The 15,030-nt window shown below is 45.1% G+C and carries 10 protein-coding genes; 7 read left to right on the top strand and 3 right to left on the bottom strand.

Features of this window, described 5'->3' with window-relative positions; all coding sequences use genetic code 11:
- Nucleotides 1-125: 125 nt before the first annotated feature.
- Both ACXACS_RS16095 and ACXACS_RS16100 read left to right on the top strand, forming a co-directional pair.
- Nucleotides 126-1,976: a methanol/ethanol family PQQ-dependent dehydrogenase gene (locus ACXACS_RS16095; RefSeq protein WP_474808063.1), complete on the top strand. Its 1,851-nt coding sequence runs from the start codon at nt 126-128 to the stop codon at nt 1,974-1,976.
- A 62-nt stretch (nt 1,977-2,038) separates the two neighbouring features.
- Nucleotides 2,039-2,710, top strand: coding sequence for a pentapeptide repeat-containing protein (locus ACXACS_RS16100; protein WP_474808065.1), 672 nt, complete (start codon nt 2,039-2,041; stop codon nt 2,708-2,710).
- 42 nt (nt 2,711-2,752) lie between these two features.
- Here the strand turns inward: ACXACS_RS16100 and ACXACS_RS16105 are convergent, their stop codons facing one another.
- The 3 genes from ACXACS_RS16105 to prfC all read right to left on the bottom strand — a co-directional run bounded on the left by ACXACS_RS16105 (nt 2,753) and on the right by prfC (nt 6,877).
- Nucleotides 2,753-3,319: an NADPH-dependent FMN reductase gene (locus ACXACS_RS16105; protein WP_474808067.1), complete on the bottom strand. Its 567-nt coding sequence runs from the start codon at nt 3,317-3,319 to the stop codon at nt 2,753-2,755.
- A 204-nt stretch (nt 3,320-3,523) separates the two neighbouring features.
- Entirely contained in the window at nt 3,524-5,254 is a 1,731-nt protein-coding gene (gene argS, locus ACXACS_RS16110) for an arginine--tRNA ligase (RefSeq protein WP_474808068.1), read from the bottom strand.
- A gap of 33 nt (nt 5,255-5,287) precedes the next feature.
- Nucleotides 5,288-6,877: a peptide chain release factor 3 gene (gene prfC, locus ACXACS_RS16115; RefSeq protein ID WP_461851326.1), complete on the bottom strand. Its 1,590-nt coding sequence runs from the start codon at nt 6,875-6,877 to the stop codon at nt 5,288-5,290.
- 346 nt (nt 6,878-7,223) lie between these two features.
- On the opposite strand from prfC, the gene ACXACS_RS16120 reads away from it, so the two are divergent.
- The 5 genes from ACXACS_RS16120 (at nt 7,224) to ACXACS_RS16140 (ending at nt 14,761) form a co-directional block, all read left to right on the top strand.
- Entirely contained in the window at nt 7,224-8,717 is a 1,494-nt protein-coding gene (locus ACXACS_RS16120; protein ID WP_474808071.1) for a carbon starvation CstA family protein, read from the top strand.
- Between the two features lie 122 nt (nt 8,718-8,839).
- Complete coding sequence (locus ACXACS_RS16125; RefSeq protein WP_474808072.1) at nt 8,840-10,528, top strand: LytS/YhcK type 5TM receptor domain-containing protein; 1,689 nt, start codon at nt 8,840-8,842, stop codon at nt 10,526-10,528.
- 2 nt (nt 10,529-10,530) lie between these two features.
- The gene (gene btsR / locus ACXACS_RS16130; RefSeq protein WP_474808074.1) at nt 10,531-11,259 is read left to right on the top strand and encodes a two-component system response regulator BtsR; all 729 of its coding nucleotides are present in this window, start codon (nt 10,531-10,533) and stop codon (nt 11,257-11,259) included.
- 518 nt (nt 11,260-11,777) lie between these two features.
- Nucleotides 11,778-11,972 carry a hypothetical protein gene (locus ACXACS_RS16135; RefSeq protein WP_474808076.1) on the top strand — a complete coding sequence of 65 codons (195 nt, stop codon included), beginning with the start codon at nt 11,778-11,780 and terminating at the stop codon, nt 11,970-11,972.
- Nucleotides 11,969-14,761 carry a TonB-dependent receptor plug domain-containing protein gene (locus ACXACS_RS16140; protein WP_474808078.1) on the top strand — a complete coding sequence of 931 codons (2,793 nt, stop codon included), beginning with the start codon at nt 11,969-11,971 and terminating at the stop codon, nt 14,759-14,761. The genes ACXACS_RS16135 and ACXACS_RS16140 overlap by 4 nt, the downstream gene beginning before the upstream one ends.
- The last annotated feature ends 269 nt before the right edge of the window (nt 14,762-15,030 follow it).

The following is a 15,030-nucleotide window of genomic DNA, read 5'->3' on the forward strand; positions in this document are numbered from 1 at the left end:
GTTTTCATTACACTTCAAACTAAGGGAAATTTTCCCGTGTTTTGGAGGACGAATTCCGTTTATAAGAGCCTCTACTTAGTTACATACTGTTAACACAACATCAAGGTAACAGTGGAAATAAAACTATGGCTAAGTTCTATTCAAAGGCTTCATTGGCCTTAAGCGTAATTATTGGTTTAGGTACGAGTTCACATTTATATGCGGACGATGGCGTGACATGGGCAGACATTGAAAATGATGCCAAGACGCCTGAGAACGTGCTGATGTATGGTATGGGTCCAGAAGCTCAGCGTTACAGCGGACTAGATCAAATCAACAAAGAAAATGTACACATGCTATCTCCGGCTTGGGTGATGAGTTTTGGTGATGAAAAGCAACGGGGTCAAGAATCCCAGGCAATAGTGTACGACGGTATTGTCTATGTAACCGGTAGCTACTCCCGTATCTACGCCTATGAAGCAAAAACAGGTAAGAAGTTGTGGGACTACGCCCACCGCCTTCCAGAAGGTATTCGACCTTGTTGTGACGTGGTAAATCGCGGCGCAGCAATTTATGGTGACTTAGTCTTTTTCGGTACGCTGGATGCTGGCGTTGTTGCCCTTGACCGGCTAACGGGAAAAGTAAAATGGAAGAAGCGCTTTGAAGACTATCGTGCAGGCTACACCATGACGGGGGCACCTACGATTGTTAAAGACCAAAAGTCAGGAAAAGTCATGCTTATTCACGGTTCATCAGGTGATGAGTTTGGTGTTGTAGGAAAACTATTTGCACGCGATCCTGAAACCGGTGAAGAGATTTGGATGCGTCCATTTGTTGAAGGGCACATGGGCAGATTAAATGGAAAAGACAGCACACCTACTGGCGGTTCATACGAAGTGACAACATGGCCGAAAGATGAAAATGGCGAAATGGTTGAGGCTTGGCACCACGGTGGTGGAGCACCATGGCAGAGTGCAAGTTTCGATGTTGAAACTAACACCATCATCATTGGTGCAGGTAACCCCGCTCCTTGGAATACATGGAAACGCACCGCCAAAGGCGGCGATCCGCGAGATTGGGATAACCTCTATACTTCCGGACAAGTAGGTGTAGATGCAACCACTGGTGAGGTTAAATGGTTCTATCAACATACACCTAACGACGCATGGGATTTCTCTGGCAACAATGAACTTGTTCTATTTGACTATTACGATAATGGAAAGCTCGTAAAAGCGACGGCTCATGCAGACAGAAATGGCTTTTTCTATGTAGTTAACAGACAAAACGGTGAATTCATCAGAGGCTTTCCCTTTGTAGATAACATTACGTGGGCCACACACATAGACCATGACACGGGTCGCCCAGTTGAAGTAGACGGACAGCGCCCGCCACTGCCTGAGCCGGGTGAAAAACGAGGAAAGTCAATAGAGGTATCGCCTCCATTCTTGGGCGGGAAGAACTGGAACCCGATGGCCTACAGCCAGAATACCGGCTGGTTCTATATGGGCGCAAACCACTGGAAAGAAGACTACTGGACGGAAGAAGTGACCTATAAGAAAGGTGCAGCTTACCTAGGACAGGGTTTTAGAATTAAGCGCATGTATGACGACCACGTGGGCGTACTTCGTGCCGTAGACCCCATTTCAGGTGAAATTAAATGGACACACAAAGAGAAACTTCCTATGTGGGCTGGGGTACTGGCGACGAAAGGCGGACTCATTATTACCGGAACGGGCGATGGCTATGTCAAAGCTTTCGATGAGGAAACCGGTGAAGAACTTTGGAAGTTCCAAACGGGCTCGGGCATCATTTCATGCCCTATAACCTGGGAAGAGGATGGTGAGCAGTACATTGGTTTAGCGTCAGGGTATGGTGGTGCAGTACCTCTATGGGGTGGAGATATGGCTGAACTCACTAAACCTGTAGCGCAAGGTGGTTCGTTTTGGGTATTTAAACTTCCTAATCACAATAAGAAGCAAAATGTAGCTAAACAATAGCTTTAAATTTGCAAACCAAACCGAGAGGCAGTGAAAAAGCCTCTCGGCATTAAGGAGCTCTCATGCGCTTACGTTTTCAAAAAACCAAACAACTCCCAGTATTATTATTAGTCGCCCTATATTCAGCAACTGCCAGTGCCATTCCCGATTTCGAAGATGATGTGAAGATTATCAACGGATGTGAAATAAAACCAAAAACAGTATGTAGCAATACAGACTTGAGCGGTGCTGATTTGAGCCATGCAAATTTGCACGGGGCAGTATTCACAAACGTTAAGTTCAACAAAACCAATTTAAGGCACGCCAACTTAAGCTACTCGACGTTTAAGAAAAGTAACCTAGACCACGCTGATTTAGCTACCGCCAACTTAAAACATGCAGATTTACGCAGTTCAAAAGTTCGCAACGCTAACTTAGAAGGTGTAGATGGCTGGGCGCTTTTCGGTCAAGGGGTTGATTTCACCAACTCCAACTTTTCAGGTGCCAACCTAGACCAAGGGCGTTTATCAGGTGCGACAATGGTAAACACCAACTTACGTGCCGCGCGCCTAGAGCGAGTTTGGATGAACAAAGCAAACTTTGAAGGTGCTTCACTCATTAACGCCAATATTCAGGAAGCAAAACTGAACGATGCAAGTTTGTATCGAGCGAACCTAACAGGCACGCGCATCCACTACGCAACATTTCAGGGCACTTTCATGGACGAATGTATAAATTGTCCGATTGACTGGTAAGCTAGAGCCCCCTTGGGGTTGCTCTAGCAAGGTCGCTCACGTCTAAGACAGTTTACCAGCCAACTCAGCGGTTTCTTTACCCAAATTCTTGAGCTGCTTAATCGTTTTTTCATCGGTAATTACGCCATCTTCCATAAGCGTACTGACCTTCGCGATAGCTTTTTGGTTTGGCAGGACCATAGTACCTAAGTTTTCAAGCAGCATTCTCAGTACCACCAGCACACGCATACCACCCAGCCCGCCGGCCGACGCGGCCATAATACCGGCCACTTTACCGCGATACGCTTGCAGTGGCTTTTCGCCTTCTCCCATACGTGATGCCCAATCGATAGCGTTTTTCAGCAGTGCTGGGTAGCTAGAATTGTATTCTGGTGATGCTATAAGAAAACCATCATGACTCATTAGCAATTCTTTGAACGCCTGCGCTTTTTCAGGCATGCCAAATTCAGCCTCTTCGTCTTCATTAAATATTGGCATTTGATAGTCGGCTAGGTCAATAACGGTAACCTCTGCGCCAGCTTCACGGGCGCCTTCAGCAGCGACGTTAACAATAGCTTGGTTAAACGAACCTTTACGGGTACTGCCTGCAAATGCAAGGATCTTAGTCATTTGGGTTTCCTGTCCTTAATTTGAATAGATAATTTAGTCTTCTTATTTATAAAGATGTGTTGGCCTATCGGTTTTATTTGAAATACCAAATCAATTAGTGAGACCGACAAGCTAGCTCTCTTGGTAGTTAGCGTTAAGCATAAAAAAAGGCTGACAATCAATGTCAGCCTTTTCAATATCACTACCTATGTTGTACCGCGAACACTACATTTTTTCTAGTGTTTCGATGCCAAGTAGAGTTAATCCTTTCTCTAGCGTATTGGCAACCAAAGCTGACAACGCTAGACGGCTATCACGTACAGTTGGCTCAATGCCGTCTTTTAACATTGGGCAAGCTTCGTAGAATGTCATGAATGCTGAAGCCACATCGTACAGGTACGTACACAATACGTGAGGTGTCGCTTCACGAGATACCATGCCAATCACTTCTTCAAACTGCATCAATAACACTGCTAGCGCATGCTCTTGTTTCTCAACTATATTGATATCTACCGGCATAGTTGCCATATCAACACCCGCTTTTCTAAACAAGCTTTTCACACGGGTATACGCATATTGAAGGTAAGGCGCAGTGTTACCTTCAAAACTTAGCATTGAGTCCCAGTTGAACATGTAATCAGTTGTGCGGTTTTTAGATAGGTCAGCGTATTTTACTGCGCCAATACCTACCTTCCGTGCAACTTCTTTAAGCTCGTTTTCACTTAAATCGTTGTCACGCTCGGCAATCAGTTTGCCCGCTCGCTCAACCGCTTCATCAAGCAATTCAACCAATTTAACCGTGCCACCGGTACGGGTTTTAAATGGCTTACCGTCACTGCCTAGCATCATGCCAAACGGACAATGTTCGTAAGTTTGCTCTTCTTTCATAAAGCCTGCTTTGCGGCCTACAATTTCAGTTTGCTTGAAGTGCAGTGCTTGGCGAGCATCGGTAAGAATAAGCGTACGGTCAGCATTTAACTTGCCGCTGCGATAGCGCATGGCCGCTAGGTCAGTAGTTGCGTAAAGATAGCCACCACCCGACTTCTGAACGATATAAACCGCAGGATTGCCTTCTTTATCAGCAAGCTCTGGAATAAACACCACCTGCGCGCCTTGGTCTTCAACAGCGATACCTTTTTCTCTGAGGTCGCTGATTACGTTGGCTAAATCTTCATTGTAAGCTGACTCACCCATAATATCTTTGCGGGTCAGGCTTACGTTTAGTTTGTCGTACACTTCTTCAGAGTGAGCGATAGACACGTCAATGAACTTTTCCCACAGCGCCAAACACTGAGCGTCACCGCCCTGCAGCTTAACTACGTATTCACGGGCGCGGTCGGCAAAACCATCTTCTTCGTCAAAGCGTACTTTGGCTTCGCGGTAAAAGTCTTCAAGATCAGAGAGCGCTGTTTCAGCTACTTCGTCTTGAAGCTTGTCTGAAAGGTGCGCAAGCAACATACCGAACTGAGTGCCCCAGTCGCCCATGTGGTTTTGACGAATAACGTTGTGGCCCAAGAACTCCAGTACTTTAACCACAGCGTCGCCGATGATGGTAGTACGCAGGTGTCCCACGTGCATCTCTTTGGCTAGGTTTGGAGAAGAGTAATCAACAACAATGTTCTGTTCTTTTGACTTTGCAATACCCAAGCGCGGATCGGTTAGCGATAGCTCACACTGATTAGACAGCCAATCGTCGTTTAAATGTACGTTGATAAAGCCAGGACCAGCCACTTCTAATTTACTGGCAATATCGTCAAGTTTAACGATCTCAACAATCTTCTCTGCAATATCTCGAGGCTTTTGCTTAAGCTGCTTGGCAAGGGCCATAGCGCCGTTAAACTGGTATTCACCAAACTCAGGGCGTGCACTGCGCGAAACTGGCACTGGCGCATTTTCTACGCCCATTTCTTGTAGCGCTTCAGTGAAACGGTTAACTAATAGTGCATGTATGTTCATAATGTATATTGTCTTTAATTAATTTTTTCTAGCTTAATTTTCGCGCGTATTCGTAAACTGAATATCTGGGTAACGCTCTTGCGATAGCTGCAGGTTCACCATTGTTGGCGCGATGTACGTCAGGTTGTCGCCTCCATCAAGGGCGAGGTTCTGCTCACCTTTACGGCGGAACTCGTCTAGTTTCTTCTCATCATTCGAGTAAACCCAACGGGCTGTTGCAACGTTCACGTGCTCGTAAAGTGCATCTACATTGTATTCGGCTTTAAGTCGTGCCACTACTACATCAAACTGAAGCACACCAACCGCGCCTACGATCAAATCGTTGTTTGCAAGGGGTCGAAACACCTGAACTGCGCCTTCTTCAGAAAGCTGAATAAGGCCTTTCAGCAGCTGTTTTTGCTTAAGTGGATCTTTCAAACGAATACGTTTAAATAGCTCTGGCGCAAAGTTTGGAATGCCAGTAAAGCGGTAGTTATCGCCCGAAGTAAAAGTGTCACCAATTCGGATAGTACCGTGGTTGTGCAAGCCGATGATATCGCCAGCATAAGCTTCTTCTAGTAAAGCACGATCACCTGCCAAGAAAGTCAGTGCATCAGAGATACGCACATCTTTGCCTAAGCGGCTGTTGCGCATTTTCATGCCTTTCTCGTACTTACCCGACACTATGCGACAAAACGCGATACGGTCACGGTGTTTCGGGTCCATATTGGCTTGAATCTTAAAGACGAAACCGCTGAACTTGCCGTCAGTGCTTTCAATAGTCCCTTCTTCGGTCTCACGACCAAGTGGCGCAGGCGCCCACTCGACCAATCCGTCAAGCATGTGGTCAACACCAAAGTTACCCAATGCTGTACCGAAAAATACTGGCGTTAACTGGCCTTCCAAGAAAAGCTCTTGCTCGAATTCGTTTGATGCACCGCGTACAAGCTCAAGCTCGTCACGCAAGGTTTCAGCTAGGTCACTTCCTACTGCGGTATCAAGCTCTGGGTTATCCAACCCTTTAATGATACGCACATCTTGAATAGTGTGACCCTGACCGCTTTGATACAAAATAGTCTCATCGCGGTGAAGATGATATACACCTTTAAAGCTCTTACCACAGCCGATTGGCCACGTGATTGGCGCGCACAGGATATCAAGCTCGGTTTCTACTTCATCAAGCAGTTCCATAGGATCGCGAATATCGCGGTCTAGCTTGTTCATGAAAGTCACAATTGGCGTATCGCGCAAACGGGTAACTTCCATAAGCTTACGGGTTCTGTCTTCTACACCTTTCGCCGCATCGATTACCATAAGGCATGAATCAACGGCTGTTAGCGTACGATAAGTATCTTCAGAGAAGTCTTCGTGCCCCGGGGTATCCAGCAGGTTTACCAAGTGATCGCTATAAGGAAACTGCATGACCGAGGTGGTTACCGAGATACCACGTTCTTTTTCCATTTCCATCCAGTCAGACTTGGCGTGCTGACCTGACTTTTTCCCCTTTACAGTACCCGCCGTTTGCAGGGCGCGCCCGAACAACAGTACTTTTTCAGTAATGGTGGTTTTACCCGCATCCGGGTGCGATATGATTGCGAACGTACGTCGCTTTTTAATCTCTTCAAGAAGCTTTTTATCTGACATCAATACTTATCTTCGTTATCTATTATCCCTGTAAAACAATTATTTACAGGCGCGTTTTATAACGGATAAGCAATGCTTTTCCGCGCAAATTTAGTATTGCGGCAAAACGCTTGATACGGCTTGGTAGTTAATTGCGCGGATTTTAGCATTTTACTGCTCGTAACAGTAGAGCGAAATTACATACTCCCTACCGCTTAATTTGCTATGCGACCGCTCACTGCTTTTTTTCATGCATACACACTTTCATATCGTTAACCTATTTCAAACATTGTTGTACACAGCGTTTACAACATAAGCAACAGACTCATTTTATAAACCCTATTTATAAAAATAAGGACAATGCCCTGTGATATTGTTTTTGATTTGCGTAGCCGCGCTTATTGCTGGCTACTTTATATATGGCGCCTTTGTCGAAAAGGTATTTGGCGTCACACCTGCACGCCCTACTCCTGCACATAGCCAAAAAGACGGTGTAGATTTTGTTCCTATGTCTACGCCAAAGGTGTATCTCGTACAGCTACTCAACATTGCTGGTGTAGGCCCTATTTTCGGCCCTATCATGGGGGCGCTATATGGCCCGGCAGCAATGCTTTGGATTGTATTAGGCTGCATTTTTGCCGGTGCTGTTCACGACTACTTCTCTGGCATGCTGTCAGTTCGCAACAATGGTGAGTCAGTGCCTAGCTTATCTGGCCGTTATTTGGGCCGAGGCGCTAAACACTTTATGAACCTGTTCGCTATTGTGCTACTTCTGCTGGTGGGTGTGGTTTTTGTCTCAGCACCTGCGGGTATGATTACCAATTTAGTCAATGACCAGACATCATTGCAGGTTGAAGTTGGCACCATGGTAGCTATTATTTTCGCCTATTACATACTGGCAACCATAGTTCCAGTAGATAAGATTATTGGCCGCTTCTATCCGTTTTTCGGTGCACTTCTAATCTTCATGTCAGTAGGTTTATTAGCCGCAGCCAGCTATTCTGACCAGCACTCAATTTTAAGTCAGTTTTCAGCAAGCGATATGCTAACTAACCTTAACCCTAACGATATGCCGCTGTGGCCAGCGCTTTTCATTACTATTGCTTGTGGCGCTATTTCCGGGTTTCACGCTACCCAATCTCCACTAATGGCCCGCTGCATGGAAAACGAGAAAAACGGACGTTTCGTGTTTTTTGGTGCAATGATAGGTGAAGGCGTGATTGCCCTTATCTGGTGTGCGATTGCCCTTTCATACTTCGACAATTTAGAAGCGCTGTCTTCAGCCATCAGTGACGGTGGCCCAGGAAACGTTGTTTACGCTTCATCATTCGGACTGTTGGGCGTTGTGGGTGGCATACTTGCCTTTCTTGGTGTGGTAATTTTGCCTATCACGTCAGGCGACACCGCTTTTCGTTCAAGTCGCCTAATTATGGCTGAGTACTTTAACGTTGAACAAAAAGGTATACGTAACCGGTTATTTATGGCTGCCCCTTTGTTTGTTCTGGGCGGCATCCTCACCCAAGTCGATTTCGGTGTTATCTGGCGCTACTTCGGGTTTGCCAATCAGACAACTGCCGTCATGATGTTGTGGACTGCGTCTGCGTACTTACTTAGACACAATAAGCTGCATTGGATCACCACGGTGCCGGCTATCTTTATGACTGCCGTATGTGTAACTTTTATTTTAAATAACGACACATTGGGTTTCGGTATGGCGATGAATGTATCGACAATCATCGGGCTTGTTGCATCATTGATTACCGCAGTGTATGTCATTCGAATTTCTAAAGGGAAAGGCGAAGCCCCACTTGAACCTATGTCTGTAAGTACTGAAAAGCCCACCCAACCCGCGGACGCGTAACTTAATAATCGAAATACAGACAATATGATGAGCCGCCCTTTATATAGGGCGGCTATTTATTTTGTACTTCTGACATGGGTTATAATGAGGCTCACCTTTAACTGGCGGTAATATTGGCAAGCATGGAACTCATACTCTCACTACTTCAACAAATGTGTGTGTATCTTGTACTGGCGTACATGCTCAGTAAAACACCGCTTTTCCTTCCTATTCTCAGTATTTCCTCCCACCGCAAGCACCGCTATTTGGTGTACGTAGTTTTTTCTTCATTTTGTGTGTTGGGTACCTATTTTGGCCTGCAAATAGACGATGCTATAGCGAACACTAGGGCCATTGGCGCTGTCATAGGTGGGTTGCTAGGCGGGCCAATAGTTGGCTTTGCCGTAGGGTTAACCGGCGGCCTACATCGTTATTCATTGGGAGGTTTTACTGATGTTGCCTGCGCTATCTCCACCACACTAGAAGGCTTGATTGGTGGCCTAGTGCACGTTTACTACGTCAAAAAGAATAAGAGCTTGGATCTGTTTAATCCATGGAAAGTGGGCGTGGTTACCTTTGTCGCAGAGCTATTTCAGATGGGTATCCTACTTACTGTTGCAGAACCTTTCGAAAAGTCTTACGCACTGGTTAGTGCTATTGCCGCACCTATGATAATTGCAAATACTGTGGGGGCCGCACTTTTTATCAGTATCTTATCTGACAAGAAAACAATATTTGAAAAGTACTCTGCTACTTTTTCACGTAGGGCACTGTCCATCGCAGACCGCTCAGTGGGTATACTTACGTCTGGATTTACTCCGGTAAACGCAGAAAAAATTGCGCGCATTGTTTATGAAGAAACCAATGTAGGCGCAGTGGCAATTACCGATAAAGAAAAAATTTTAGCATTTATCGGAACGGGAGCGGATCATCACCTGCCAAATACGCCCATCTCATCGGCAAGTACCATGGAATCTTTGAACAATAACAAGATAGTGCATTTAGACGGCGCTGAGCTTCCTTATCAATGCACCCTAGACAAAAACTGTCCGCTGGGTTCCGTGTTAATTATACCGCTCCACTCTGGTTCTGAAGTTGTGGGTACCATCAAGCTTTATGAACCCAAACGGAAGTTTATGTCGACGGTTACGCTATCTATGGCAGAAGGCATCGCTCAATTACTGTCTAGTCAGATAGTTTACGGCCAATATCAACAACAAAAAGATCTACTCTCTCAATCAGAGATAAAGCTGTTACATGCACAGGTAAACCCGCATTTTCTTTTTAACGCGCTCAATACCATTAGCGCTATTATCCGCCGCGACCCCAAAAAGGCCAGAGAGCTCGTGCTAAGCTTATCGCGCTTTTTTAGAATAAACCTCAAGCAAAATACAGCAATTGTTACCCTCAAAGAAGAGATTGACCACGTTAAGGCTTATTTGGCGATTGAGAAAGCGCGTTTTGCGGAGCGTCTGCAAGTCACTGTAAAATACGACGAAGCAGCAATGTCAGCACTTTTACCTAGTTTTACGCTACAGCCATTAGTTGAAAATGCGGTCAAGCACGGCATCGCTCAGTGCATAGAGGGGGGGCACCTATCTTTAAATATACGATGTACAGCAGACGACCATATTCACATTCTTGTCGAAGATAATGCTGGCTTATATAAACCTAAGAAAGAGCAAAACGCGGGTTTAGGAATGGATATTGTAGATAAACGGCTTATTCATCAGTTTGGCCAACAAGCAGGCCTGGTAATCGAGTGTCGGACTAACCACTTCACCCGCATGTCTTTCTCTATCCCACATACCCTTCATTCTTATCAGAGCTAACCATGACCAAGAATTCAGTATTTCGGGCAATTGTTATTGATGACGAACCTCTCGCCAGAGATGAGCTTTGCCAGTTGCTAAACGAAACCAATGAGGTTCAAGTCTTAGCCGAGGCTGCAAACGCAATAGAAGGGTTGGCTTTAATAAAACAATACAATCCAGACGTTATTTTTCTAGATATAGAAATGCCTCAGCTCTCGGGGCTAGATATGTTAGCTATGCTTGACATAGACACCATGCCTTATGTTGTATTGGTTACCGCGTTTGAGCAGTATGCTCTTCAGGCATTTGAGGATAATGCGTTTGATTACTTACTAAAACCAGTAGAACCAGAGCGGCTCAATAAAACACTTACAAGGCTGAAAAAGAGAAGTTTTCCCCAGACTGGTATCGACACAATCGCCTCACCTACGTTGATACATATTCCCTGCGTGGGCCACCAGCGCATTTTGCTATTACCTGAATCAGATATTCATTTTGCATATAGTGATGTGGCGGGCGTACACGTAAAAACTTTAGAGCAACTAGCAGACACGCAACTCACATTAAAGACCTTAGAAGAGAGAACCGCGCTTGTAAGATGTCACCGGCAATACTTAGTGAGGTTATCATGTGTTGCGGAAATTAAACTCTTGGATAATGGCCTTGCTACGCTTCTAATGGCGACGGAAGATTCGATACCCGTTAGCCGTCGATACCTCAAAAAGCTGAAATCGTTGTTGGAACTATAATCTCTGTAAACAGTTCTTCCAAAAGCCAGTTAAGCTATTACCTGATGCTTTAAAACCCTGAAGTTACTTTAGTCAGGTAGATGGGACGTTACCAAAATGAATTTCTGAACACTACGACTTCTGACGCCATTTGTCAGAACTTGTCCGAATTTGTTAGTCATTTTCACTGAATTAGCGCTTAATTTATCTTTGACGCTGTTATGCAAAACAGCGAAAAAATTAAACTAGAGTATGAAGAATTAAATTGCCATTACTCTTTCCACTGCGCCACACTCGATAAAATTCTCGATTTCAACGACTTGCCTCGACCAAATAACTGTGCAAAAAAACCACAAAGCATAACGAAAAGTTAAACTTTTAATAAAATAACAATAAATATTTATTAAAAAGAACCGCTTCTTAGATTTTACGCATATATGCTATTGATAATATTCAAAAGTTGTGCAATACATAATAAGTGTCTAAAAAACACACTAAAAATAATTAAAGCAATAAAATTAAAGTCTAGGGAGACTACAATGTTTAAAAACCACAAACTGGCAAAGTCGGTGAGACTTGCCTGCGCCTTTGGCGCTGCCGCATCGTTGGCATTTTCTGGTAGTGTCTACGCCCAAGAAGAAGTTGAGTCAGAGGAAGAACCGGTGAAAAAATTGAAGTCACTGGTTCACGTTTACTTTCAAACCCCAATGTCGCAGCAGCCACACCTGTATTGAGTGTATCAGGCGCTGAAGCAGCCGCGCGCGGTAACTTACGTGTAGAAGATTTCGTTAACGTACTTCCACAAGTATTCGCGGGACAAGCATCAGAAGTTTCCAACGGTTCAACGGGTACTGCAACACTAAACCTCCGTGGTTTAGGTGCGAACAGAACGTTGGTATTGATTGACGGCAAGCGTCTCCCATATGGTTCTTCGGGAACCAGCGCAGCTAACGTCGACCTAGTTCCAACGCAAATGTTAGAACGTGTAGACATCCTAACGGGTGGTGCATCAGCGGTATACGGCTCTGATGCTGTTGGTGGTGTTGCAAACTTCATTCTTCGCGATGATTTTGAAGGCGTTGAATTTGGTGGTCAGTTCAGCACAAACTACGCAGATAACGATAATGGTTTGTATGAAGGCGTGCTTAACGCAGCCCAGCAGCCTATCCCTGGTTCAACCATGGACGGCGACGAAACGCTTATCTATACAATGTTTGGCGCATCTTCCGCCGACGGTAAAGGCAACGTAACCATTTATGCGTCATATGAAGATCGCGAAGAGATCGTCCAAGCTGATAGAATTTTTTCAGCGTGTACACTGGGCCAAAGCAGCGGTTCAGCAAGTTTCGAAGGGTTTGGTTGTGTAGGTTCAGCTAACTTCCGCTTGTTTGGTGGCCCTGGTGGCTTTGCGTTCCAGGAAGAAGACGGAAATATTATTCCTTACGCGGGCGGCCCGACTCAAACCTATAACTTTGGTGCAACCAACTTTTTCCAACGCCCTTCTGAGCGTTATCATTTCTATGCGAAAGGCAACTACGAGCTTGCAGACGATTTAGAAGCCTACGCTGACTTTTCCTACATCAACAACACCAGTGATGCTCAGATTGCACCAAGTGCCTCGTTTGGTATCGGCGCATACGACATCAACTGCGGAAACCCATTCATCCAAGGTAACAGCGGTTTAGCGTTCACTGATATTTTTGGTTGTTCGGCTGACGATATTGCAAACGATGTAATCGTAAGTGGAATCACAGCATCTCACCGTAACGTTGAAGGTGGCTCGCGTAACTCTCGTCTTGAGAACAGCGCATGGCGCTTCGTTGGTGGTCTAAATGGTTTCATCGATGATATCTGGGCGTGGAACGTATTTGGTCAAATCTCAGAAACTCGTGACCAAAGCTCAGCTACGAACGATTTCGTCGTCGCTAACCTACAGCAAGCGCTGTTAGCAACCACTGACGAAGATGGTAACGTAGTCTGTCTTGACCAGTCTGGCGGCTGTGTACCTTACAACATCTTCCAACGCCCTGGCGGTGAAAGCTCTGTAACGCAAGATCAATTAGACTTCATCCAAGGTATTGGTATTGTAAACGGTGAAACGTCACAAAAAGTATTTGGTGCTGATATCCAAGCTAACTTAGGCGATTACGGCATTAAGATCCCTACTGCTGATGATGGTATTGGCGTGTTATTTGGTATTGAATACCGTAAAGACGAACTTGCTTCGTCACCAGATGAAATTAGCCAAGTTCAAGGTGGTGGTTTCACTGGTGTAGGCGGTGCAACGCTAGCAGTAGCAGGTAAAATTGAAGTTCGTGAATTCTTCACCGAGGTTCAAATACCTCTTATTTCTGGTGCAGAGTTAGCTGAAGAGTTAGTGTTAAGTGCACAATATCGTTTCTCCGACTATGACGCGGACGGTAACGGCACGACAAACAGCTTTGACACGAATGCTTACGGGTACCAGTTAGCGTGGACACCAGTAGATGACGTTAAACTACGTGCGCAATACCAGCGCGCTGTTCGAGCGCCAAACGTAATTGACTTATTTACAGGTCAAAACACAGGTCTACCTAACCTAAGCCCAGCAGGTACCGATGCTAGCGGCGAACAGCTATACGATCCATGTGCCGGCGCCAACCCAATCGCGTCACTTGAAACTTGTGCGCGTACCGGAGTTACAGCTGCGCAATACGGCAATATTCTTGACGTTATCTCGGGTCAAACACAATCTCTAACAGGTGGTAACCCACAACTATCTCCTGAGACTGCAGATACTGTAACCTTTGGTGTTGTAATTACGCCAGCAAGTATTGAAGGTCTTTCGATTACTGTGGATTATTTCGACATCGAAGTAGAAGATGCGATTTCTGCTGGTATTCCAGCTCAAACTATCTTCGACAACTGTCTTGATTCAGGTGACCCAACCTTCTGTAACCTAATTACCCGTTCTTCTGCGGGTTCACTTGCAGCAGGCACATTTGGTGTTGGTTTCCAACAAACAAACCTAAACATTGCTACGCTTAAAACTTCGGGTGTGGATGTTCAGGTAGGCTATAACTTCGACACAGAGCTTGGTGATGTAAGATTCGACTACGCAGCTACGCTACTAGATGAACTAAGCACAGTACCATTCCCTGGTGGTGACACTGTTGAGTGTGCTGGCTTCTTCGGAAACGCGTGTGGCGCACCTAACCCTGAGTATCGTCATAGATTTATGGCAACATGGAATACCAACCTAGACGTTGATATTACTGCGACTTGGAGACACTTTGGTACAACTGATAACGATGATGACGGTGATACACTTGAGACTGGATTCAAAGCTATCAACTATCTTGATATCTCTGCCACTTATTTCATGAACGACAATTTAGAGTTCACGCTAGGTGTTCTAAACCTTCTTGGCGAGCAACCTCCAGTTTACTCTGGCGCAGGTCCAGCTCTTGGTAACGGTAATACGTATCCAACAGTTTACGACACTAGCACAAACTGGTTTGCTTCGTTTAGAGGTAAATTCTAAATCCAAATCTCCCTTTGGACCTAAGCCAAAAGCCGTTTATTCTTAATAAACGGCTTTTTTATTTTTTATGAATATTCCACTTCACCCTGTACTTGCTCAGTGCTCAACAGCACTTAGTTAAAGCCTATATATCTGTTACAAACACAGCTTTATATAATTATCCATTTACGCTTTTCCTAATAAGCGCTCAGCTTACAAAATATCATCCTCATCTCAATATTATTTACTTAGCATGCTAAACAATTAAACTAGTTAGCATGCTAAGTAAA

It is taken from the genome of Alteromonas sp. AWM4_230 (assembly GCF_056158305.1).

Coding starts and splice junctions, on each gene's coding strand:
- ACXACS_RS16125 (WP_474808072.1), top strand. CDS start 8,840: ATGGAACTCATACTCTCACTACTTCAACAAATGTGTGTGTATCTTGTA.
- ACXACS_RS16105 (WP_474808067.1), bottom strand. CDS start 3,319: ATGACTAAGATCCTTGCATTTGCAGGCAGTACCCGTAAAGGTTCGTTT.
- prfC (WP_461851326.1), bottom strand. CDS start 6,877: ATGTCAGATAAAAAGCTTCTTGAAGAGATTAAAAAGCGACGTACGTTC.
- ACXACS_RS16095 (WP_474808063.1), top strand. CDS start 126: ATGGCTAAGTTCTATTCAAAGGCTTCATTGGCCTTAAGCGTAATTATT.
- btsR (WP_474808074.1), top strand. CDS start 10,531: ATGACCAAGAATTCAGTATTTCGGGCAATTGTTATTGATGACGAACCT.
- ACXACS_RS16135 (WP_474808076.1), top strand. CDS start 11,778: ATGTTTAAAAACCACAAACTGGCAAAGTCGGTGAGACTTGCCTGCGCC.
- argS (WP_474808068.1), bottom strand. CDS start 5,254: ATGAACATACATGCACTATTAGTTAACCGTTTCACTGAAGCGCTACAA.
- ACXACS_RS16100 (WP_474808065.1), top strand. CDS start 2,039: ATGCGCTTACGTTTTCAAAAAACCAAACAACTCCCAGTATTATTATTA.